Origin of the sequence: Actinoplanes sp. NPDC049599 (assembly GCF_044465625.1) — a bacterium.
Classification (GTDB): Bacteria; Actinomycetota; Actinomycetes; order Mycobacteriales; family Micromonosporaceae; genus Actinoplanes.
In genome coordinates, this window is sequence record NZ_JBITLX010000016.1 from 97,992 (window position 1) to 118,500 (window position 20,509).

Consider the following 20,509-nt stretch of genomic DNA (forward strand, 5'->3'; position numbering starts at 1 on the left):
GCGCCATGGAACGCCGCCTGTTGCAGTCCATCGTGACGGTGGCCCGGCACGTCTACGGCGCGGCAGCCTCCTCGGTCTTCATGGTCAGCCCGGACACCGGTGAGCTCGTTTTCGCCGCGGTGGCCGGGGCCGGCCAGCAGAGCCTGATCGGCATGCGGTTCGCGCCGGGCACCGGCATCGCCGGCTGGGTGGCCGCCAGCGGGCAGACCCTGATCGCCGACAGCGTCGCGGAGACCGACCGCTTCGCCCGCGACGCGGCCTCCTCGACGGGCTACCTGCCGGCCAGCATCATGGCCGCCCCGCTGATCGCCGAGGGCGAGTGCATCGGGGTGCTCGAGGTGCTGGACCGGCACACCGGTGAGCACGAGCGCGACTTCGACGACATGGAGCTGCTCGGGCTGCTGGCCACCCAGGCCGCGCTCAGCCTGGCCCTGCTGCGCCGCAGCCAGGACGGCCACGGCTCGGCGCCGCGGCTGGGCAGTCTGCTGGCCCGGTTGTCCGCGCACGCCGAGGCCGACCGGGACGACCCGCTCGCGGTGGCTCTGCTCGGCGTCTCGCTGGACCTGCTGGAACGTTCCGCCCAGCCGAACTCGCTGGTCGGCTGACCCGGTGACCGCGCCGACCTCCACCGGATCGCCGGTGTTCGACCTGGACGCGCCCGAGCACCGCAGCGACCCGCATCCGCTGCTGCGCCGGATGCGGGAACGGGACCCGGTGCACCGCCGGGTCAACCGGGTCACCGGGCTGTCCACCTGGTACCTCACCCGGTACGCCGACGTGCAGCAGGCTCTGCACCACCCGGACATCGGCCGGCAGCCGGAGCGGTTGCCCGCCGGCCTGGCCGCGCGGCACCGCCGCGGCGACGCCGACCCGCTGGCCGTGGTCCGCCGCAACGTCTTCCACCTTGATCCCCCTGACCACACCCGGCTGCGGCGGTTGCTGGCGCCCTCCTTCGGCCCCCGTACGGTCGCCGCGATCGACCGGCGGCTGCGGCAGGCGGTGCTGGCCATGGTGGACGACATCGCCGCCGCCGACGGGGAGGTCGACGTCATCGAGGCGCTCGCCCTGCCCCTACCGGTCCGGGTCGTCGCCGATCTGGTCGGTTTCCCGCTCGACGACCTGGCCACCCTGCGCCGGTGGAGCGACGAGATCTGCCGCAGCGGGGACATGGCCCGGGTGCACCGGGCCGGTTGCGAGTTCGTCGGCTACGTCAACCGGGCGATCGACGCGCGGCGCCGCGACCCCGGCGACGACCTGCTGTCGCGACTCATCCAGGCCCAGGGCGCCGGCGAGCTGAGCCGCACCGAGCTGGTCTCGTCGGTGTTCCAGCTGCTGCTGGCCGGGGACGAGACGACGGTCAACCTGATCGGCAACGGCGTGCTGGAACTGCTGCGCCACCCCGACCAGCTGGCCCGGCTGCGCGCCCGGCCGGAGCTGATCGACTCGGCGGTCGAGGAGGTCATGCGGTTCAACGGTCCGGTCGGCCACGCCCGGCACGGCTACGCGCTGGCGGACGTGGAGATCGGCGGGACCCGTATCCCGCAGGGCGATCTGGTGATCCCCGTCCTGCTGGCCGCGAACCGCGACCCCGCGGCGTTCCCCGCACCGAAGGTGTTCGACATCGCCCGCACGCCGAACCGGCACCTCGGCTTCGGCCACGGCATCCACTTCTGCATCGGTGCGGCCCTGGCCCGGCTGCAGGCCCGCGCCGCGATCGGCACCCTGCTGCACCGGTTCCCTCGGCTGCGCCTGGCCACCGACCCGGCAGACCTGTCCTGGACGCCGACGCTCTTCCTGCACGGGGTGCGGCGGCTGCCCGTGCTGCCGTACGGACGCTGAGAGGAACCACCTTGACGAACGCGAACCTGTCCCGGATGGCCTACGGCTACGCGACCTCCCAGATCCTGTACGCCGCGGTCCGCCTCGGGGTGCCGGACGCGCTCGCGGCCGGGCCGGTCCCGGTCGCCAAGCTCGCCGACGCCCTCGACTGCGACCCCGGTGGGCTCAGCCGGCTGATCCGCGCCCTGGTGGTGCTGGGGCTGGCCGCCGAGGGCGACGCCGATCAGGTGGAGCTCACCGAGGTGGCCCAGCCCTTGCGCGCCGACCACCCGCGGTCCATGCGCTCCAGCGTGCTGCTCTACGGTCACCCGGCGATCTGGCAGGCGTGGGGCGCCCTCGCCGACGGGGTGCGCACCGGCGGTTCGGCGTTCGGCCAGGCGCACGACCGGCCGTTGTTCGACCACCTGGCCGAGGATCCGGAGCTGTCCGGCGTGTTCAACAACGCCATGCGCGAGGGCACGGCCACGGTCGCCGCGGAGGTCGCCCGGGCGTACGACTTCACCCGCGCGCGCACCGTCGTCGACGTCGGCGGGGGCAACGGCACGTTGCTGGCCGCCGTCCTGACGGCCACGCCGCACGCCCGGGGGATCCTGTTCGACAGCGTCGCGGGCGCCGCGGACGCCCCGGACACCTTCCGGCGCGCAGGCCTGACCGGCCGCTGGTCGATCGCGCACGGTGACTTCTTCACCGGCGTCCCGGCCGGCGACACGCTGCTGGTCAAGGGAATCCTGCACGACTGGGACGACACGCGATGCCACACCCTGCTGCGGCACTGCCGGGCGGCGGTCGCCGCGGACGGCCGGCTGCTGGTCATCGAACCGGTCATGCCGGACCGGCTGGACGCCCCGGAGGCGATCGGCGTCGTGCTCAGCGACATCGCCATGCTGGCCTACACCACCGGACGCGAGCGCAGCCGCACCGAATACCGGCAGCTGCTGGCGGCAGCCGGTTTCACGCTGGAGTCGGTGACCGCGCCCCTGGCGGGCTCGGCGGTCCGGATCCTGACCGCCGTCCCGGTGAGCTGACCGTGCCCGCCCGCGGCCGCCCACCAGCCGTGCTCGTGTTCGGCGTGATGCTCGGCTACCGCTACCCCACCCTGGTGCCCGCCGCCCGCCGCCGCGGCCTGACCGTGCTCGGCATCGACAACCTGAACCCGCGCAACGCGAGCATCGACGCGGTCCGCCGCCGCGACCCGGACCACTGCCTGGCCGGGATCGCCGAGGTCGCCTGGATCCCGGACCACCGCGGCCAGGACATCGGCGACCGGGTCGCTGCCTGGTCCCGCGACCACGACATCCGCGCGGTGCTGGTGCTGGGCGAGCCGTACGTCGACGTGGCCGCGACCATGACGGACCTGCTGGGCCTGCGCGGGCCCGGGCTGCGCGCCTCCCGGGTCTGCCGCAACAAACTGCTGCAACGCCGCTACCTGGCGGCCTGGAGCCCGCCTTCGCGGCTGGTGCCGGCGGAGGCCCGCGCCGCCGCCCTCACCGACTGGACCACCTTCCCGGCCGTCGTCAAGCCGATCGGCCGCACCGCGAGCTCGGGGGTACGGCAGGTGCACAGCACCGAGGACCTGCGCGCCGCACTGGACGAATACGCCCCGATCGAACCCGCGGTCGTCGAGCAGTACGTGCCCGGCCCGGAGCTGTCCGTGGAGTCCCTGGTCGCCGGGCACACCGTGGTCTTCGCCGAGATCACCGGCAAACGCACCAACGAGGACGACGGCGTGCACTGCGTGGAGACCGGGCACACCACCCCGGACCCGCGGCTGACCCCGGCGGTGCGCGCCGCCGTGCTCGCCGCCAACGCCGCCGTGCTGGACCGGCTGGACTTCGCCGACGGCGCGGCCCACGCCGAGTTCCGGGTCTCCCCCCGCGGCACGATCACCCTCATGGAGGTCGCCGCGCGGCCGGCCGGGGACGCCATCGACACCCTGTACCACCTGGCGACCGGGGTGCCCCTGGTGGAGACGCTGCTGGCGATCCTGCTCGGCGAACCGGCGCGGCACCCCGGTCCGTACCGGCACGCCCGTCAGGTCTACCTGCCGCACGCCCCCGGCATCCTGCGGGCGGTGCACGCCGACGGGCTCGGCGTACCGGTATCCGGGTTGGACAACCGTCCCGCCTGGCCGGCCGTCACCCCGCTGCCCGCCGGCGCACCACCGACCGTGCACTACGTGCTGGCCGGTCGGGTCCCCGGGACCCGGCTGCAACCGGTCCGCGAGTCCGCGGACCGGTCCACAATGGTCATTCTCGACGCCCCGGACGCCGCCGGGCTGGACCGCCTCGAACGCCGGTGCCACGAGACCATCCGGATCGAGGTGGTGCCGGATCAGCCCGCGACGCTCCGGCAGGTCGCGACCGTGACCACCGAGGGAGGCTGAGCATGCGATCGGTGCTGTTGCTGGGCGGTGTGGACGCCACCACGAACCGGCGCTATCTGGATGCCGTCACCGGTCGAGGCCTGACCCCGCTGGTCGTCGACACCCGTACCGGGAACTGGCCCGGCGGGGTGCCGAGCGCCCCGCTCGAGGCGATCCGGATCACCGAGATCGCCGACCAGGCGGCCACCTGGTCCGGCCGGCACACCATCGCCGGGGTCTGGGCGCCGGACCCGCACTACACCGACGCCGCGGCCGTGGTCGCCGACCTGCTCGGGCTGCCCTCCCCCGGGCTGCGGGCGGCCGCCGCCTGCCACCACCCGCACCTTCGCCGGCGATACCTGCCCGAGTGGAGCCCGGTGGACCCGCCTGCGGGGCCGGCGTACGCCGTCGAGTCGCTCAGCGTCCAGGGCGTGGTGCGCCGGGTGGACGTGTTCGATCCGGAGGTCACGGCCGGTGACCGCCGGCTGCTGGTCGCGGCGCACCGGACCGTGCTGGCCCGGATCACCTTCGGCACCGGGGCGATCCGGGCGGCCTATCGCCAGGAGCCGGGCCGGGTGCCCGCACTGACCGCGCTGGCCGTGCAGGCCACCGAACGCCCCGGGGCCGAGGACGAGGTGATCGGTCTGTGCCTGGGCGTGCCCTCCCTGACTGGGTGATCACCCCGCGCGAGGCGCGAAAGGCACCGTGTGGGTGGTCGGTGGCCGGGCTTTGCTGCTACCTGCCCGGCCACCGACGCCCGCTGGACCGAAGTGTCAGCACTTCTTCCAGGCGACGTGGTAAACGGTGTCGAGATTGCCGTCGGTGGAGTCCATGGTCAGGAAACTGGTCGTCCTCCTCTTGTTGGACCAGCCGGCGCTCACCCGCAGTTCGGTGTTGACGTTGAGGTAGCGCTGCTCGCCGCAGGGCAGGAACGACAACGAGCTGATGCCGATGGTGTCGGTGCGCTGCCAGTTGCCTTCCACCGGTCCGCGGAAGTTGTGCCGGATGCGGCTGGTCCGCGGCTCGCCCTGGAAGTAGTAGGAAGCGGTCTGGGAGGCGAACGCACCGCGTTCCAGGTGGGCGAAGCCGCGGTGGTCGGTGCTGGCGATGGCATAGGTGTAGCCCTGCGGAACATGGACGTTCAGGCCGAGCTGGCAGTTCTTGCGGAAGTCGGTGGGCCTGGCGCCGGCACCGACCTGGGCGGTGAACTCGCTGTAGGCCACAGTGAACGCCTTGCTGTCCGGCGACACCGTTACCGCTGCGGTGCCCCACGGACAGCCGGAGCCGTTCGCCGAGACCACGTCGATGGACATCCTGTCGCCGGCCGGCGGTGCAGGCGTCGCATGCGCGGGTGCGGCGATGCCGGTGAGCGCGGCGACAAGCGTGGCGCCGGTGGCAAGTGCTTTCAGCATGAGGATCCTTCACAGGTGAGTCGTCGTCGTGGGCTTACGGCTGTACCAGGACAAAACGAAGCCGTGCCGACAACGTACGATCTGCGCCTTAAGTCCGCTGTGTACTTGGCGATGAAGGCGATATCGTAAGGGTGAAGAGTGCCCATGTTTAAGCCGATTGGTTGATCATGGAGTTGGACCTTCGGCCGCTGTTTCGCCCATAAGGACGAGTTTGTCGGGCTCCGCGGCGCCTGGCCGGCTTCCGCCGGCTGCACCGCTACACACCGTCCGCCGCCACTCCCGGCTCGGACACAAGACCCCGATCAACCACGAGAACAGCACTCAGCGACGGTAGGCGCAGTCCAGGAAGAACAGGGTGGCTGCCGCGACCGCGACGCCGACGACGGTCAGCAGGACCTGGCCGTACCAGTGGCTGAGCAAGTCGGCAGCCACCGCGCCGGACTGGATCAGCTTTCCTCCGGCCAGGCCTGCTCCGCCGACCAGCACCGCCGCGCCCGTCCACCACCGGCGCCGAGATTGGTTGTTCGTCATGGTCATGAGCATCGCCGACGCGGGCAGCGGCACACATCTGCCGCGTGATGGACCCCGGCTATACCTATGGGCGTAGCCCTGCTCTCCCGCCGGGGGCCCGTACCACGGGTCCGGAGCCGGCTTGGGTTCCAAGCCTGTGCGGTATGGCCGGGGGTGTTCGCTTTTTGTCCTGTTCGGACGTCGGGGCGGGTGGGCGGCCGGTGGTTGCGGCAACCGGGTGGACGTCCGGGACAGGCTGCCCCGCACTATCGACAGATCACGCGGCCCGGGACGCGCCAACGTGCCGGAGCCGGTGATGGGCGACGCCCGCGGCGGTGAGCCGGCCGGCGACGGCCGCTGAGGAATTGTCGAGGAAGACGGCGACCTGGTGGTCGTCGCCGAGGTGACAGGCGGCGGCGAGCGTGCCCACGTTGATCGCGTCGACGTCGTGCACGTCTTGCATGTCCAGGATGAGGCGCAGCGGGCGCAGATGCCGCACCGCGTGGACCAGGGCGAGGCGCAGCTCGACGGCTTGATCGGCGTCGAGCAGGCCGTGGGGCCGGATGACGAGGCTGCCGTCGGGAGTGGTGACCATATCGACCGCCGGTTCGGCCATGATGCTGCCTTTCGTCACCTGCTGTTTCCTGGGCGGTAAGAGTAGAGCCTCGAACATCCGCAGGTCGAGTGCTCGGTGAAGAGTTCACCACGTCACGGCCAGGTCACGACAAGCCGGCGGCAAGTCAGCCCCCGGTCTCGCGGAAGACAGCCGGTGTGCACGTTGGCCAGGCTGCTGGACGTCAACGCCGACGTGGTCGTCGCGACGGCCTGGTTGCACGACATCGGCTACAGCGACGCGGCCAGGGCCCCGGGATTCCACCGCTCGGGTGTCATCGATCGTCCCAGGATCGGATGCGGCGCAGCGGCCGCCAGCGGCGTGCGTCGCGCCGGGCCACGGTCGCCGTCGGGCGAGGCGCCGACGAACGTCGGCATTCGGAATCGCCCCGCCGGAGGTACGGCGGGGGCGGCCACCGCCGCGCGGGGCAGGTCCCGTCGACCCACGGCCATGACTATGCCGAGGACACCGCGGCGGGGGGCTCGTCGTTCGCATCCGGGTCGTCGAATGCGGCCAGGAGAACCCCGAGGGAGACGGCGAGAAGCACGACCAGAAGGGTGATCATGTATGGCACTCCGATGAACGGGCAGGAACCCTCAGGGTGCCGTCGACGGGCGTGCGGGACGCCAAGCCCCGATGTCCAGAACGTGAATGGATCGACACCTCTGAGCAGTTCCTGGAAACGCTCCGGCACACTGTCACCTCGCGTCGCTCCGGTCGCCACGCAGGTCGTTTGCGGAGCGTTCACGACCCTCACACGCCACGTCCACGGCCAGGCGCTCAAAGCCTGCCTAACGTGGCCGGATCAGCCCAGCCTGACGAACCGAGGTTTTGATGTCTCTGCGCCATCTCCTGGCGGGCCTGGCCCTCGCACCGGCCCTGATCGTCGCCGCGCCCGCGTCCGCAACGCCCGGCCACCGGAACCACTTCGATCTGCAGGCGCACCGCGGCGGGATCGGCCTGACGACCGAGGAGTCCCTCGAAGGATTCGGCAAGGCGATGCGACTCGGGGTCAGCACCCTGGAACTGGACACCCAGATCAGCCGGGACCGCAAGGTCGTGGTCACCCACGACCGGAAGGTCAACGCCCAGAAATGCCGCGACACCGCACCCGCCACGCCGGGTGACCCGCAGTTCCCGTACGTCGGCAAGTACATCAAGGACCTCAGCCTGGCCCAGATCAGGACGATGGACTGCGGATACCAGCAGCTACCCGGTTTCCCCGAGCAGGAGCAGATCAAGGGCTTCCGCCTCGTCGAGCTACGCGACGTGTTCGCCCTGGTCAAGCGGTACCGTGCGCACCAGGTCACGCTCAACATCGAGACGAAGGTCGAGGCCGGCGCCCCGGAGCAGACCGCGCCCCGCGAGGTGTTCGTGCGCCGGGTCTTCGAGGAGGTCAGGGCGTCCGGCCTGGAGCGTCAGGTGACGATCCAGTCGTTCGACTGGGGTGCCCTGCGGCAGATGCACCGGCTGGCACCGCGGTGGCCGCTGGTGGCGCTGACCAATTACGACTTCCTGCAGGTGGGGCAGCCCGGCGCATCGCCGTGGCTCGGTGGCATCGACGCCGACGACTACGACGGTGACCTGGTCCGGGCGGCCGACGCGATCCCGGGCGTCACCGCGGTGTCACCGAACTACGGCTTCCCCCAGAACGGCACCGTCGCCGATCCGGGGTTCCGGTTCTATCCCGACAAGGCGATGGTGGCCAGGGCGCACGCACGCGACCTGAAGGTGATCCCGTGGACCTGCGACGATCCGGCCACCGTCGAGGCCCTGATGGACATGGGCGTGGACGGCATCATCACCAACTACCCGGACCGGGTACGCACGATCATGGCCGAGCGCGGCATGCGGCTCCCCCGGTCGTACCAGCCGCGCTGACCCGCGGCCACCCTTAACGTTCGTTAAACAAGCGGCGCGCGTTAACGGGTCGGTCACATGCCGGTCGCCTGAGCATCGCACCGTCGGCGGTGGACGGTGGTCAGGTCCGGCCGCTGGTTCCGTGGGTTCAGCCTGAGGTGATCCGGTGGGCGCATCGATCGTCCAGGCCGCCGGTGGGGCGGTCTGGCGCAACAGCGGCGGCACGACCGAGGTGGCCGTGGTGCACCGGCCCAGGTACGACGACTGGTCGCTGCCCAAGGGCAAGGCGATCCGGGGCGAGCATCCCCTGGCCACCGCCTGTCGGGAAGTGCGGGAGGAGACCGGCATCCATCCGGTGCTCGGGCCACGGCTGCCCACCCAGCGGTACCGGTCACCCGCAGGGGCGAAGGTGGTGCGGTTCTGGGCCATGTCCGGGCGGGACGGCGGCTTCACCCCCACAGCCGAGGTCGACGAGGCGCTCTGGTTGCCGGTGCTCGAGGCACGTGCCGTGCTGACCCATCAGCGCGACGTCGCAATTCTCGATGCGCTGTCCAAGGCCGTCATGGTCGACGCTGTGGTGCTGCTGGTCCGCCATGCCAGCGCCGCGGCCCACCGCGGAAGCGGTGCGCCCACGCTCGACGGCCCAGGGCGCCGGCAGGCCCGGGCGCTGCGCCGCCTGCTGCCCGGCTTCGGCCCCAACCGGCTCGTGTGCGTACCCGACAACCCGCGCCGCGACACTCTCGCGCCGTTGGCCACCCGGTTGCGCCTGCCCATCGGGGACGGGCGGGCCCTTCCCGAGGCGTACGGCTGTCACCGGCGGGCGGGCAACGTCCACAGTTTCCGGCACCTCGCCGCCGAGGGCGGCACCACGGTGGTTGCCGCCCCCGGGTCGATCATCCGTGAGGTGATCACCGCGCTCGCTCGTGACGACGCAGTCGCGCTGCCTCACGTCCGCGCCAAGAAGGGCAGCCTCTGGGCACTGTTCTTCTCCCGCGCCCACCTGATCCGCGCGGACTACTACCCCAGCCTGCTCGGGCCGAACCGCTGACGCGAGCGCGAGAAAAGAGGCGTCCGTCAACAGTCCCCCGTGTTGCGAAGGGAGAACGGTAATCGACCACAGTGAACGTTTGTTGGACCGCGCGTGACGTCCCGTCGCCGCGGTACGGAAACGGCGTTTCGCTGCCCGTTGCCCGTTGCCTGGTGGCCGCCGGGCGTTGTCGTGCCGCCGGCATATTGACGTCCGTGGAACGACGGAATCTGCTACGAGCGGCCGTGGCCGCCCCCGCGGTAACGATGATCACCGCGGCACCCACCGCCAACGCCCTCGCCGCCCAGGCGGCACCGAGACGCTTCGACTCCACCGATCCGCGATTCGCCGTGGCGGTACTTCCGGACACGCAGTATCTGTTCGATGCCGACAGCGCCGACCCGGCGCCGCTGCGGGCGACGCTGCACTATCTGCTGGAGCAGCGGGCCGAGGACAACATCGCCTTCCTGACGCATCTCGGCGACGTGACCGAACACGGCACGGAGCAGGAAATCGCCCTCGCGGGCAGGACCTTCAGCACGATCGACGGCAAGCTTCCGTACAGCGTGCTGGCCGGCAACCATGACATCCGATCGTCCACCGACGACCAACGTGGCGCCTCGGCCTATCTGGACACGTTCGGCCCGAGCCGGTTCGCCGGCGACCCGACGTTCGCGGGAGCCAGCCCGGACGGCTACAACCGGGCCCACCTGATCCGCGCCGCGGGCCGGCAGTGGCTGATCCTCGCGCTCGACTGGCGCATCTCCGACGGTGGCATCGGGTGGGCGCAGGACGTCCTCCGCCGGCATCCCACGTCGCCGGCGATCGTCACCACCCACGACCTCGCCTACGCCGGCGAGAGCGGCGAAGCCGTCCTGTCCGACAACGGCCGGCGGCTGTGGGACACCCTGATCAAGGACAACGACCAGATCTTCCTCACCCTGAACGGCCACTACTGGCCGCCGGGACGTGCCGTGCTGCGCAACGCGGCCGGCCATGACGTCCACGTGCACATCACCAACTACCAGGACCGCTACTACGGCGGCGCCGCCATGATCCGGCTCTACCGCTTCGATCTGGCTCGCGGGCGGATCGACGTCGAGACCTTCGCACCCTGGTTCCTGGCCCGTGACCCGCGCAAGCGCACCCCGCTCGAGTCCGAGAACATCGAGCTGACCGGCGACGCGGACCGGTTCAGCCTGGAGGTCGACTTCGCGCAGCGGTTCGCCGGCTTCGCGCCGCCGGCGCTGCCCGCCCCGCGGCCGGCCGCCCGGGTCATCGACCGGCGGACAGTCGCCTACTGGCGGTTCGACACGGCCGGGCAGTCGGTGATCGACGGCGCCGTGATCACCGATCAGACCGGGAACGGCAACGACCTGACGGTACGGCGACTCGCGAACAGCGGTCCGGAGACACTGCGGCTGTCCACCGACCACCATGTCGGCGCTCCGGCGCACGCCAGCCTCCGGTTCGACGGCGGCCAGGGCCCGGACCGCGGCGCGATCCTGCACACCGGACCCGGCGCCGCGCTGAACAGCATGAAGTTCCTCGACGGGTACACCATCGAGACGTTCATCAAGCTGCCCGATCCGTTCACCGGCAACCACGCGTGGATGGGCGTCTTCAGCTGGGAGGGCCGCAGCGGCGACGCCGGCAAGCAGAGCGGCTGGTCACCGCTCGAGCCGACGTGCAGCCTGAACCTCTCCCCGGAGCGCTTCCTGCAGTACGTGCTCTACAGCCACATCGGCGACCACAACCCGACGTCCTGGAGCCACACACTCCCGGTCGGCACCTGGCAGCACGTCGCGATCGTCAACGACGGCCGGCGCAGCACCGTCTGGGTGAACGGCTCGGTGATCGCGCGCAACCCCACGCAGCCGGCCCGGGGCATCGCCACGCTCGGTCGCCCGTTCGTGATCGGTGCGACCTCCTTCGACCTGCGATACGGCCAGGGCTTCTACGGCTGGATCGGCGACGTGCGGATCACCGGCCGCCCGCTGCGAGCCGACCAGTTCCTGACCTGACGGCCCGGGTGCCGCCCCCGCGCACAGACCGCCACCTGTCCGATCTCGTGGACTCACCGTCCGTACATCCGGTGGCCCTGTTCGGCCGCCACCGTGAACGCATGCCGCATGTCATCGATGTCCTGACCGCCGGCCCGTGGGTGCTGGTGCTGGTCCTCATCGTCGCGGGCCTCGACGCCATCCTGCCGTTCATGCCCAGCGAGTCGACGGTGGTCGCGGCCGGGGTGGTCGCGGCGGCGACCGGGCGGCCGAACCTCGGCCTGCTCATCGCCGCCGCGGCCCTCGGCGCCTACGCCGGGGACCTGTTGTCGTACCGGATCGGGCGACGGAGCAACCGCGCGGTCGCCGCGCGCACCGCCCGCGGTCGCCGCGCGCAGCTCGTTCACGACTGGGTCCACCGCATGCTGCACGGCCGCGGCGGGCTCATCATCGTGTCCGCGAGGTACGTGCCGGGCGGCCGCTCCACAACGGCCTTCTCCGCCGGCGTGGTCGGCTACCCCCTGACGCGGTTCCACTGCTACACCGGGCTCGGCGTGCTGATCTGGGCCGTGCAGGCCGCCCTGCTCGGCTACCTGGGCGGAGCGGTCTTCGCGGACCGGCCGTTGCTGGGCCTGGCGCTGGGTTGCGTCGGCGCCCTGGCTCTCAGCGGGCTCGTGGTGGCGGTATACCGCCTCGACCGTCCAAGCCCCGTCCAGCGTCAGGCGCGAATCGTGCCGTCCCCGAGGTCATGACCGTGCCCGGCCTGAGGACGATCCGCTATGGCGGCCTGCTCGCGGCAGGTGTGCTGGCGCTCGCGGGCTGGCTCGGTGGCGCGCTCCCGCACGGAGACCTCGCCGCCACGCCGGCGAGTGTCTGGCGGGGTCCGCACGGCCCGCTCATCCTGGGCGGCTGGTTGGCCGCCGCCGCCACTCTGGCCTACCTGTGGTGGGCGGTCAGGGACCGGGTGCCCTCGCCACGGTGGGCCATGACGACGATCACGCTCTGGGCGGCACCGTTTGTCGCCGTTCCGCCGATGGGCAGCCGCGACGTCTACTCGTACGCGTGCCAGGGGCATCTGTTCGCCAACGGCCTGAACCCGTACGAGGCCGGGGTCGCGTCGCTGCCGTGCCCGTGGCTGGACGCCGTTTCGCCGATCTGGCGCGACACGCCCGCACCGTACGGGCCGCTGTTCGTCCTGATCGCCGCGGCGGCGGTCCTGCTCGGCGGGTCGCTCACCACCGTGCTCCTGATCCTGCGCCTGCTCGCCGTCGCCGGTCTGCTCACCATCGCGGCCTGCGTTCCTGTCCTGGCGCGCCGCTGCGGCGTACCGGTGCAGCGCGCCCTGTGGGTGGCGCTGGCCGGACCGCTCGTCGGGATGCACCTGGTCGGCGGTCCGCACAACGACGCGCTCATGATCGGTTTGGTCGTGGCCGGCCTCGCCGTGCTGGTGGCCGGCGCCCGCCACCCGGCGACGCAGGCGGCCGCCGGCGCGATCCTGGGACTCGCCGTCGCGATCAAGATAACCGCCGTGGTGGTGGTGCCGTTCGCGATTCTCATCGCGGTGCGCCGGCCGGATCAGCGGGCTGCCGCGTGGCCGGCGGCCGGCCGGGTGGCAGGGGCGACCGGCGTCACCATGCTGGCGCTCACCTGGGCCAGCGGCCTCGGCATCGGGTGGATCTCCGGCCTCGCGCACACCCAGGACCTGATCCAGTTCACCTCACCGCCCACGGCGATCGGCATGACCCTGACGTATGCCGGGCAGCCTCTGCTTCCCGGATTCGACGCCGTCCCGGCTGTCCGTTTGCTCGCTCTGTTCCTGCTGGCCGCCGTCCTGGCCGGGCTGTGGCTGCGTAGCGCTTCGGACGCCGGCGACCCGGTCCGCGGCGCGCTCCATGGTGCGGCGCTCGCCAGCGCCGCCCTGATCGCCCTCGCACCGTCCTTTCATCCCTGGTATCTGGTGTTCCCGCTGGTGCTGCTCGGCGCGACCACCACCCGTACCGACCTGGTCATGGCCGCCGGCGCTGCGGCCGCGCTCCTGGTCCTGCCGGACGGCGGGGGCCTGGCCCGGTTCGCCAAGTTCCCCGGCGCGCCGCTGATGACCATCCTGCTGGTTGTCCTCGTGGTGCACCGCCTCCGCCGCGTCCCTCGGGGAACTCGCCGGATTCCGGCGTTCCGCAACCCCGCACGGCGGAGCGAGCCGGTCGGCGCGGGTGCCGGGACGGCGGGTCCGCCCGCCGTCGAACCCGGTCCGCAGAAGCCGAACCTGCTTGTCTGAACGCCACTTGCCGGCAGGCACGGTAGGTGCGGGACAGCCGCCATCGGTCCTCGATCTCGGGTGCACAGATCCTCGCGCCGCCGTGGGTCGGCGCGGGAGACCACCGGGTCGGACCCGGGCATGTCCGAAAGATCAACGCACGCCGGGCAAACCCGGACAGCGTTCAGCACCTTGCCGATGGCAATCGAGGTGTTGGCGCGGATCCCGTCGGCGGGGTGGCGACTCTCGATGATGGGCGCGTCGCGTTTGCCTGTCGGTTGGCAACGCCGGGTCGCCTGTCGACAACGCGGCGTTGCAGGTACGGTGATCGGCGGTACCGTCCACACGGGGTTGGCGAGGCGGAGGTAGGGAGTGCCGGTCACAGGCCAGCGCGTCGTGCGACGGACATTGGGACGGCGACTGACGCGGCTACGGACCGCATCCGGAATGAGCCGCCGTCAGGTGGCGGAGGCGCGCCTGGGTATCTCGGAGCCGACGCTGCACCGCATCGAGACGGGCAAGGTGCCGGTCACCGGGGCCAATGTGCGCGCGCTCTGCTGGCTCTACGGTGCGGACCAGAGCATCACCGATGCGCTCGCCGAGCTCGCGCTCGGCACGTCGCAGCAGGAGTGGTGGGACGCCAGCCCGGTGATCCCCGAGTGGTTCAAGTTGTACGTCGGGCTGGAGGCGTCCGCGTCCCGCATGTTCGGCTACGACGGCGAGGTCATCCCCGGCGAGCTGCAGACCCCGCAGTACGCGAGGGCCATCTTCGCCGCCGAGCAGCCGGTCGATACGGAGGCCGCCGAGCGTCACATCAAGCTCCGCATGCAGCGGCAGCGGATGCTGTTCGCCCGCAACCCGCCGATCCACCTCGTGACGGTGCTCGGCGAGGGAGCACTGACTCGGCCGGTCGGCGGCGAGCAGGTGCTCAAGGGACAGATCGAGCACCTGCGGCGACTGTCGCGAGACGACGTGATCGATATCCGGGTGCTGCCGTTCTCGGTCGGGGCGCACGCGGCGATGGCCGGCGCCTTCCGGATTCTGGAGTTCGACGACCCGGACGATCCCGACGTGGTCTACCTGGAATCCCACGTCGGTGCGCTCTACCTGGAGGAGCCGGCCGAGGTTGATGAATACCGGCGGATCTTCGACCTCATCAGCAAGCATTCCGTACCGGTAGGGGATTTCCGGTGACGATCTGGAGAAGGACGTGAGCAGCGTGGGCGACGGCGCGCAGGACGCACACCGCAAGCCGGCCACGGCGGCCCGGATGTACGACTACTACCTGGGTGGGATCCACAACTTCCCGGCAGACCGCGAGGTGGCGAACGCCGTCCTGGAGCGCACGCCGCGGCTACGCACGATCGCCCGGGACAACCGGGCGTTCCTCACCCGTGCCGTCCGCTACCTGACCTCGGTCGGCGTGCGGCAGTTCCTCGACATCGGCTCCGGTATCCCCACCGAGGGCAACGTGCACGAGATCGCGCAGGCCGCGGTCCCGGACGCCCGGGTGGTCTATGTGGACATCGATCCCGACGCGGTCTCGGAGAGCCTGGACCTGCTCGACGGCAATGAGCACGCCACGGCCATCAGGGCGAACGTGCGCGAACCGCAGGCGATTCTCGACCACCCACAGGTGCGCAAGCTGCTCGACTTCGATCAGCCGGTCGCGGTCCTGCTGGTGGCGGTGCTGCACTTCGTCGAGGACACCGACGAGGTGGGTGACATCGTGGCCACGTTCCGCTCCGCGCTCGCGACGGGCAGCCATCTCGTCATCGCGCACGCCACGATCGACGAGCTGGTTTTCGACCAGCGGCTGTGGCAGCAGACCCAGCGAGAGTACCGCCAGCAGACCACGACGCCGCTCACCCCCCGCAAGAAGAGCGACGTGGCCCGCTTCTTCGACGGATTCGAGCTGGTCGAGCCGGGTCTCGTCTGGCTCAACCAGTGGCGGCCGGACCCCGACATGGTCGATGAGTTCATGGACAAGCCGGAGCACTCGAGCTTCTACGTCGGGGTGGGCCGCCTGCCCTGAGCCGACCGTCCAGGTAGGGCGGTCAGTCGGTCAGCAGCTGGTCGAACTCGCCGCGCTTGGCTCCGAACAGGAACGAATCCCATTCCTCGATCGTGAACACCACGGTGCCGGCGTCGCGCGCCTTGCTGTTGCGGACCTCGATGAGGCCGTCTCGGCGGCGCGCCTCGACGCAGCTGCCGCCGTTCCCTGTCGACCTGCTGGAAATGATCCAACTGGTTTCGCCATTCATCAGTGCCCCCTACGCTGAATCTGGTCGCTGTAAGTGATCGACTTGACACCGGCCCGGCTGCCTGCGTGTCGTCCGAATCCCTTGTGAAGTGCGGAACCAGCATCCTCGCGCGCGCCGTCGTTCTTTCACCACGAAAGTAGCCGCACCTAGAGTAGCCGAAAACGGCAAGGATGCATCATGTCGCCGTGACAGTTGTCCGCGTGAAATCTTGCACATGCATCGAGTGACTGCCATGATTTCGCTGTGGCGCGAGGCGATTCTTCGTCGTCGACTCGACGGCTCCCGCTGGTCCGCCCGCAGTCTTGAGAGGACGGCCGATGCGGATCCTGGATCCTGCCGCCGCCAACCTAGGCGATGTGCCACCAGCGAACAGGCAGCCGCGGACCGACGCCGAAGGCGCCCACCTTCAGGCTCGCATTGATCAGCTCGCGACGCACGTCCAGCGGCTGGAGCAGGAGCGTGCCTCGCTCCGCTGGCTGGCCGGCCACGACGAGCTCACCGGACTCGCCAACCGGCGGCTCTTCCACGCACTCGCCCCGGCGCTGCTGCGCGCCGACGATCGCTCGTCAGCCGTCCTGATCCTCGATCTCAACTGCTTCAAGCCGATCAATGACACGTACGGGCACGACGCCGGCGATGAAGTCCTGCGCGTCATCGCCGACCGCATGACCGCCGGCCTCGACGACCAGCTGGTGGCCCGGTTCGGCGGTGACGAGTTCGCCGCGCTGCCCCGCGCACCGCGCGCGGACACCCCGGACACGTGGTGGCACGAAATGGCCGCCTCGCTGAGCGCTGCGATCGCGCCCCCGATAGACGTGGCGGGCCACACCCTGTCCGTGACCGCCTCGATCGGCGTAGCCGTCCCGGCCGATCGCTCCGCCGATCTTCCCGACCTGCTGCGCCGCGCGGACCAGGCGATGTACTGCGCCAAACGGCACGCTCGCACCACCGGCAAGGTCGGCCTCACCTGGGTCGTGGCCACCGAGAGCGGCGAGCACATCGAGACCTACGAGCCGGCCGTCACCCCCGCCTCTCCCCCGGACCCGACGTCCCCGGCACCCGCGGCGCCGTGCAGGCCGGGCGACCCGGTATGGGTGCACCGCAACGGCACCCGCCGCGCGGGCGTGGTCGAGAGCGCCTGCGAGTGGGCGGCCCTGGTCCGTTACCGATGCCCGAACGGCGCCGGCACCATGGTCGACACCATGCCCACGAACTGCCTCACCATCCGCGCCGAGGCCGATCCATACCTGGACCGCAGACCGTCCGCCCCTCGGTGACCACCGGTGCACCGCTCGGGCTCGCGTCGGCGGCCCTTGACGCCGCATCGATACTTGTCACTTATGAGGGGACTACTTCGGACAGTCGTGGCGGTTGTTGTCGGCACCGCCACCATCGTCGTGTTGCCGCAGGTCAGCCGGGCAGCTCCGGGCGGCGGCGATCGGCTCGAGGTCTACGCCGGCACGCTCGACAGCAGCCAGTGGGCCGAACTCCGCACCGCCGGGCTTGCCGCCGACGAGCTCGGCCGCCGGCCGGTTCCCGGGCAGCGGGCGCCGATCGAGGTCATCCTCGGCCGGCGGCAGGCGGATCGGCTCATCGCTGCCGGCGTCCCCCTGGCTGTGAAACCGAGAACCGCCGCGATGCGCGCCCGGGCGGCCGCCGCGCCTGCCGTCTTCCGGCCCTACGGCACCCCCGGCGGCATCCGGGCCGAACTGGTCGCCACCGCCGCCCGCTTCCCGCGGCTGGCGAAGCTGGAGACGATCGGCGCGACGGTGCGCGGCGTGCCGATCCAGGCCGTCAAGGTCACCAACGGCGCCCGGGCCGTGCCCGACGGGCGCCGTCCGGCCGTGCTCTACTTCGGCGGCCAGCATGCCCGGGAATGGATCACCCCGGAGATGACGCGGCGGCTGATGCACCACGTTCTCAACGGCTACGGCGCCGACCCCGGCATCACCCGCCTGCTCGACACCACGGAACTGTGGTTCCTGCCGGTGGCCAATCCCGACGGTTACGACCTCACGTTCACCGCCGACGAGTACCGCTACTGGCGCAAGAACATGCGCGACAACAACGGCGACGGACGGTACGGGCCCGAGGACGGCATCGACCTGAACCGTAACTTCGCCGAGAAGTGGGGCTACGACAACGAAGGCTCGTCACCGGAGCCCGACGGCGAGACCTACCGGGGCCCGGCGCCGCAGTCGGAGCCGGAGACCCGGGCGATGGACGCGCTGTTCCGGCGGGTCGGTTTCGAGTTCCTGGTCAATTACCACTCGGCTGCCCAGCTCATCCTCTGGGGCGCCGGTTGGCAGGTCGAGACGCCCAGCCCGGACGACCAGATATCCGTGGCGCTGGCCGGCGACGACGCCCGCCCGGCCGTACCGGGGTATGACCCGGACATCTCCGCCGAGCTCTACGTCACCAACGGCGACACCAATCACCACGCCCACGTGCGGAACGGCACGATCGGTTTCGCCCCCGAGATGTCGACCTGCCAGACCGCCTCGGAAAGCGATCCCGGCGACGCCTGGCGCCCGGAGGACTGCCGCACCGAGTTCGACTTCCCGGACGACGAGAAGCTCATCCAGGCCGAGTTCGCCAAGAACGTCCCGTTCGCGCTGTCCCTCGCGCGGTCGGCCCCCGACCCGGCGAATCCGGTCTCGGTGGTCGACCGGTCGACCGCGGACTTCGTCCCCGACGCCTTCGGCGAATCCTTCGGCACCAGCCAGCAGGTCGCCGTGATCGCCAAACGCTCGCTGCGACACGTACGGCTGCACTCGCGCATCAACGGCAGCACCGGCAGGACGGCCGCGGTGGCCGAATGGCGTGGTGGGGAGAAGTACGGCGGCGAGGCGGACAAGTACTTCGCGGAGCTGCGAGGCACGGTGCGGGGCCAGCGGCCGGGCGATCGGGTGACCGTCTGGTTCACCGCCGCCGGCGGGAAGAAGAGTGCACCGTTCACCTACACGGTCGGCGACCGCATCGGCGGTGACGTGCTGGTGCTGGCCACCGAGGACGTGACCGGCATCGCGCCGGCCGCCACCGACGGCGCCACCTCGGCCCGGTACGCCGAGTCCTATGTCGACGCCCTGGCACGGTCCGGCCGCACCGCCGACGTCTACGACATGGACACCCACGGCCGGCGGGCACCGCACCCGCTCGGCGTGCTGTCGCACTACCGGGCCGTGGTCTGGGAGACCGGCGACGACATCGTCCCGCGCGACCCGGGCCAGTCCGAGTGGGCCACCACCCGGGCGGCCTTCGAGACCGAGCTGGCGGTCCGCGACTACCTGAACGAGGGCGGCAAACTGCTGCACGCCGGGCAGTACGCCGGCTACGCCGCCGGCAACTACTTCTACCAGCCGCAGGGACCCGGCGAATGCGGTACCGGCGGCGACGACCTGACCTGCCAGCCGCTGAGCGACGACTTCCGGCAGTACTGGCTCGGCGCGGGCGCGTACGTCGACAACGGCGGCACCGAGATGATGGCCGGCACCTCCGGCACGCTCGCGGGCTTCTCCGCCCCGTACGGGGCCCAGCAGCACACAGCGGCGTTCCTCAGCACCTCCAGCGAGCTGCCACCGGACCGGTTCCCGCAGTTCACCAGCACGATCCCGATGGTCTGGCGGCACGACGGCCCGGGGCCCTACGATCCGGTCGACGGTGACCGGTACCTGTGGAGCGGCCGCTCGGACTCCTCCTTCAAGCGGCTGACCAGGACCGTGGACCTGACCGCCGCCCGGAACGCGCACCTGCGGTTCAAGACCTCGTTCGACACCGATCCCACGGCCGACTTCCTCATCGTGGAGGTGCACGAGACCGGCACCGACAACTGGACCACGGTGCCCGACGCCGGCGGGCTGACCAGCACCGAGATCGGCTGGGTCTGCGAGTACGAGCGACTGGACCCGCATCCGTTCATGGCGCACTACTGGGCCGAGGATTGCACGTCCCCCGGGTCCACCGGCGACTGGAACGCCGCCACCGGCAACAGCGGCGGGTGGCGGGACTTCGACGCCGATCTGTCCGCGTACGCGGGTAAGTCGATCGAGGTCTCCATCAGCTACCTGACCGACTGGTTCGTCCAGGGTTACGGGGTCTTCCTCGACGATGTCCGCGTCGAGGTGGACGGCGCGACGGTCGCGCGTACCTCGTTCGAGTCGGACCTGGGCGGCTGGACGGTGGCCGGCCCACCGCCCGGCTCGGCGCCCTCCGCCAGTGACTGGACCCGTACCGGCCACGTCTACGACTTCGGTGCCGCGACCGCCACACCGGACACCCTCTACCTCGGCTTCGGCCCGGAGAAACTGACCTCCGCGGACCGCACCGACCTGCTGTCGCGCGCGCTGCGCCAGCTCGGGAGGTGAG

General features: G+C 71.1%; 18 protein-coding genes. 14 read left to right on the plus strand and 4 right to left on the minus strand.

What is annotated here, in order from left to right; translation table 11 throughout:
• Positions 1-5: 5 nt before the first annotated feature.
• Genes ACIBQZ_RS26090 through ACIBQZ_RS26110 form a run of 5 tightly spaced genes read left to right on the plus strand, consistent with a single transcriptional unit; the run spans position 6 to position 4,878 of the window.
• Complete coding sequence (locus ACIBQZ_RS26090) at positions 6-605, plus strand: GAF domain-containing protein (RefSeq protein ID WP_396091405.1); 600 nt, start codon at positions 6-8, stop codon at positions 603-605.
• A gap of 4 nt (positions 606-609) precedes the next feature.
• A complete protein-coding gene (locus tag ACIBQZ_RS26095) occupies positions 610-1,839 on the plus strand; it encodes a cytochrome P450 (RefSeq protein WP_396091406.1) in 1,230 nt (409 codons plus the stop codon).
• Between the two features lie 11 nt (positions 1,840-1,850).
• On the plus strand, positions 1,851-2,864 hold the full coding sequence (locus tag ACIBQZ_RS26100; RefSeq protein WP_396091407.1) for a methyltransferase: 1,014 nt from the start codon (positions 1,851-1,853) through the stop codon (positions 2,862-2,864).
• A gap of 2 nt (positions 2,865-2,866) precedes the next feature.
• Positions 2,867-4,222, plus strand: a complete 1,356-nt coding sequence (locus ACIBQZ_RS26105; RefSeq protein WP_396091408.1) for an ATP-grasp domain-containing protein — start codon at positions 2,867-2,869, stop codon at positions 4,220-4,222.
• Between the two features lie 2 nt (positions 4,223-4,224).
• Complete coding sequence (locus ACIBQZ_RS26110) at positions 4,225-4,878, plus strand: hypothetical protein (protein WP_396091409.1); 654 nt, start codon at positions 4,225-4,227, stop codon at positions 4,876-4,878.
• A gap of 96 nt (positions 4,879-4,974) precedes the next feature.
• Here ACIBQZ_RS26110 and ACIBQZ_RS26115 read toward each other — a convergent pair whose 3' ends face one another.
• The 3 genes from ACIBQZ_RS26115 to ACIBQZ_RS26125 form a co-directional block, all read right to left on the minus strand.
• Positions 4,975-5,613 carry a DUF4360 domain-containing protein gene (locus tag ACIBQZ_RS26115; RefSeq protein WP_396091410.1) on the minus strand — a complete coding sequence of 213 codons (639 nt, stop codon included), beginning with the start codon at positions 5,611-5,613 and terminating at the stop codon, positions 4,975-4,977.
• A gap of 321 nt (positions 5,614-5,934) precedes the next feature.
• Positions 5,935-6,144, minus strand: a complete 210-nt coding sequence (locus tag ACIBQZ_RS26120; RefSeq protein ID WP_396091411.1) for a hypothetical protein — start codon at positions 6,142-6,144, stop codon at positions 5,935-5,937.
• 256 nt (positions 6,145-6,400) lie between these two features.
• On the minus strand, positions 6,401-6,757 hold the full coding sequence (locus tag ACIBQZ_RS26125) for an STAS domain-containing protein (RefSeq protein ID WP_396091412.1): 357 nt from the start codon (positions 6,755-6,757) through the stop codon (positions 6,401-6,403).
• An 813-nt stretch (positions 6,758-7,570) separates the two neighbouring features.
• Here ACIBQZ_RS26125 and ACIBQZ_RS26130 point away from each other — a divergent pair.
• The 7 genes from ACIBQZ_RS26130 (at position 7,571) to ACIBQZ_RS26160 (ending at position 15,915) form a co-directional block, all read left to right on the plus strand.
• Positions 7,571-8,617: a glycerophosphodiester phosphodiesterase family protein gene (locus tag ACIBQZ_RS26130; RefSeq protein WP_396091413.1), complete on the plus strand. Its 1,047-nt coding sequence runs from the start codon at positions 7,571-7,573 to the stop codon at positions 8,615-8,617.
• 145 nt (positions 8,618-8,762) lie between these two features.
• The gene (locus tag ACIBQZ_RS26135; protein WP_396091414.1) at positions 8,763-9,644 is read left to right on the plus strand and encodes an NUDIX hydrolase; all 882 of its coding nucleotides are present in this window, start codon (positions 8,763-8,765) and stop codon (positions 9,642-9,644) included.
• A 194-nt stretch (positions 9,645-9,838) separates the two neighbouring features.
• Complete coding sequence (locus ACIBQZ_RS26140; protein ID WP_396091415.1) at positions 9,839-11,647, plus strand: LamG-like jellyroll fold domain-containing protein; 1,809 nt, start codon at positions 9,839-9,841, stop codon at positions 11,645-11,647.
• A gap of 101 nt (positions 11,648-11,748) precedes the next feature.
• On the plus strand, positions 11,749-12,378 hold the full coding sequence (locus ACIBQZ_RS26145) for a DedA family protein (RefSeq protein ID WP_396091416.1): 630 nt from the start codon (positions 11,749-11,751) through the stop codon (positions 12,376-12,378).
• On the plus strand, positions 12,375-13,901 hold the full coding sequence (gene mptB / locus ACIBQZ_RS26150) for a polyprenol phosphomannose-dependent alpha 1,6 mannosyltransferase MptB (protein ID WP_396091417.1): 1,527 nt from the start codon (positions 12,375-12,377) through the stop codon (positions 13,899-13,901). Before ACIBQZ_RS26145 ends, mptB begins: the two co-directional genes overlap by 4 nt.
• Positions 13,902-14,276: 375 nt before the next feature.
• The gene (locus ACIBQZ_RS26155; protein ID WP_396091501.1) at positions 14,277-15,074 is read left to right on the plus strand and encodes a helix-turn-helix domain-containing protein; all 798 of its coding nucleotides are present in this window, start codon (positions 14,277-14,279) and stop codon (positions 15,072-15,074) included.
• Between the two features lie 16 nt (positions 15,075-15,090).
• A complete protein-coding gene (locus tag ACIBQZ_RS26160) occupies positions 15,091-15,915 on the plus strand; it encodes an SAM-dependent methyltransferase (protein ID WP_396091418.1) in 825 nt (274 codons plus the stop codon).
• A 22-nt stretch (positions 15,916-15,937) separates the two neighbouring features.
• Here ACIBQZ_RS26160 and ACIBQZ_RS26165 read toward each other — a convergent pair whose 3' ends face one another.
• Positions 15,938-16,144 (minus strand): DUF397 domain-containing protein, encoded by a 207-nt coding sequence (locus ACIBQZ_RS26165; RefSeq protein WP_396091419.1) that lies wholly within the window; start codon positions 16,142-16,144, stop codon positions 15,938-15,940.
• 356 nt (positions 16,145-16,500) lie between these two features.
• Between ACIBQZ_RS26165 and ACIBQZ_RS26170 the strand changes: the two genes are divergently transcribed.
• Positions 16,501-17,421 (plus strand): diguanylate cyclase domain-containing protein, encoded by a 921-nt coding sequence (locus ACIBQZ_RS26170; protein WP_396091420.1) that lies wholly within the window; start codon positions 16,501-16,503, stop codon positions 17,419-17,421.
• Positions 17,422-17,484: 63 nt separating this feature from the next.
• Complete coding sequence (locus ACIBQZ_RS26175) at positions 17,485-20,508, plus strand: M14 family zinc carboxypeptidase (protein ID WP_396091421.1); 3,024 nt, start codon at positions 17,485-17,487, stop codon at positions 20,506-20,508.
• Position 20,509: the final 1 nt, after the last annotated feature.

Coding starts and splice junctions, on each gene's coding strand:
- ACIBQZ_RS26090 (WP_396091405.1), top strand. CDS start 6: ATGGAACGCCGCCTGTTGCAGTCCATCGTGACGGTGGCCCGGCACGTC.
- ACIBQZ_RS26110 (WP_396091409.1), top strand. CDS start 4,225: ATGCGATCGGTGCTGTTGCTGGGCGGTGTGGACGCCACCACGAACCGG.
- ACIBQZ_RS26115 (WP_396091410.1), bottom strand. CDS start 5,613: ATGCTGAAAGCACTTGCCACCGGCGCCACGCTTGTCGCCGCGCTCACC.
- ACIBQZ_RS26120 (WP_396091411.1), bottom strand. CDS start 6,144: ATGACGAACAACCAATCTCGGCGCCGGTGGTGGACGGGCGCGGCGGTG.
- ACIBQZ_RS26130 (WP_396091413.1), top strand. CDS start 7,571: ATGTCTCTGCGCCATCTCCTGGCGGGCCTGGCCCTCGCACCGGCCCTG.
- ACIBQZ_RS26145 (WP_396091416.1), top strand. CDS start 11,749: ATGCCGCATGTCATCGATGTCCTGACCGCCGGCCCGTGGGTGCTGGTG.
- mptB (WP_396091417.1), top strand. CDS start 12,375: ATGACCGTGCCCGGCCTGAGGACGATCCGCTATGGCGGCCTGCTCGCG.
- ACIBQZ_RS26165 (WP_396091419.1), bottom strand. CDS start 16,144: ATGAATGGCGAAACCAGTTGGATCATTTCCAGCAGGTCGACAGGGAAC.
- ACIBQZ_RS26175 (WP_396091421.1), top strand. CDS start 17,485: ATGAGGGGACTACTTCGGACAGTCGTGGCGGTTGTTGTCGGCACCGCC.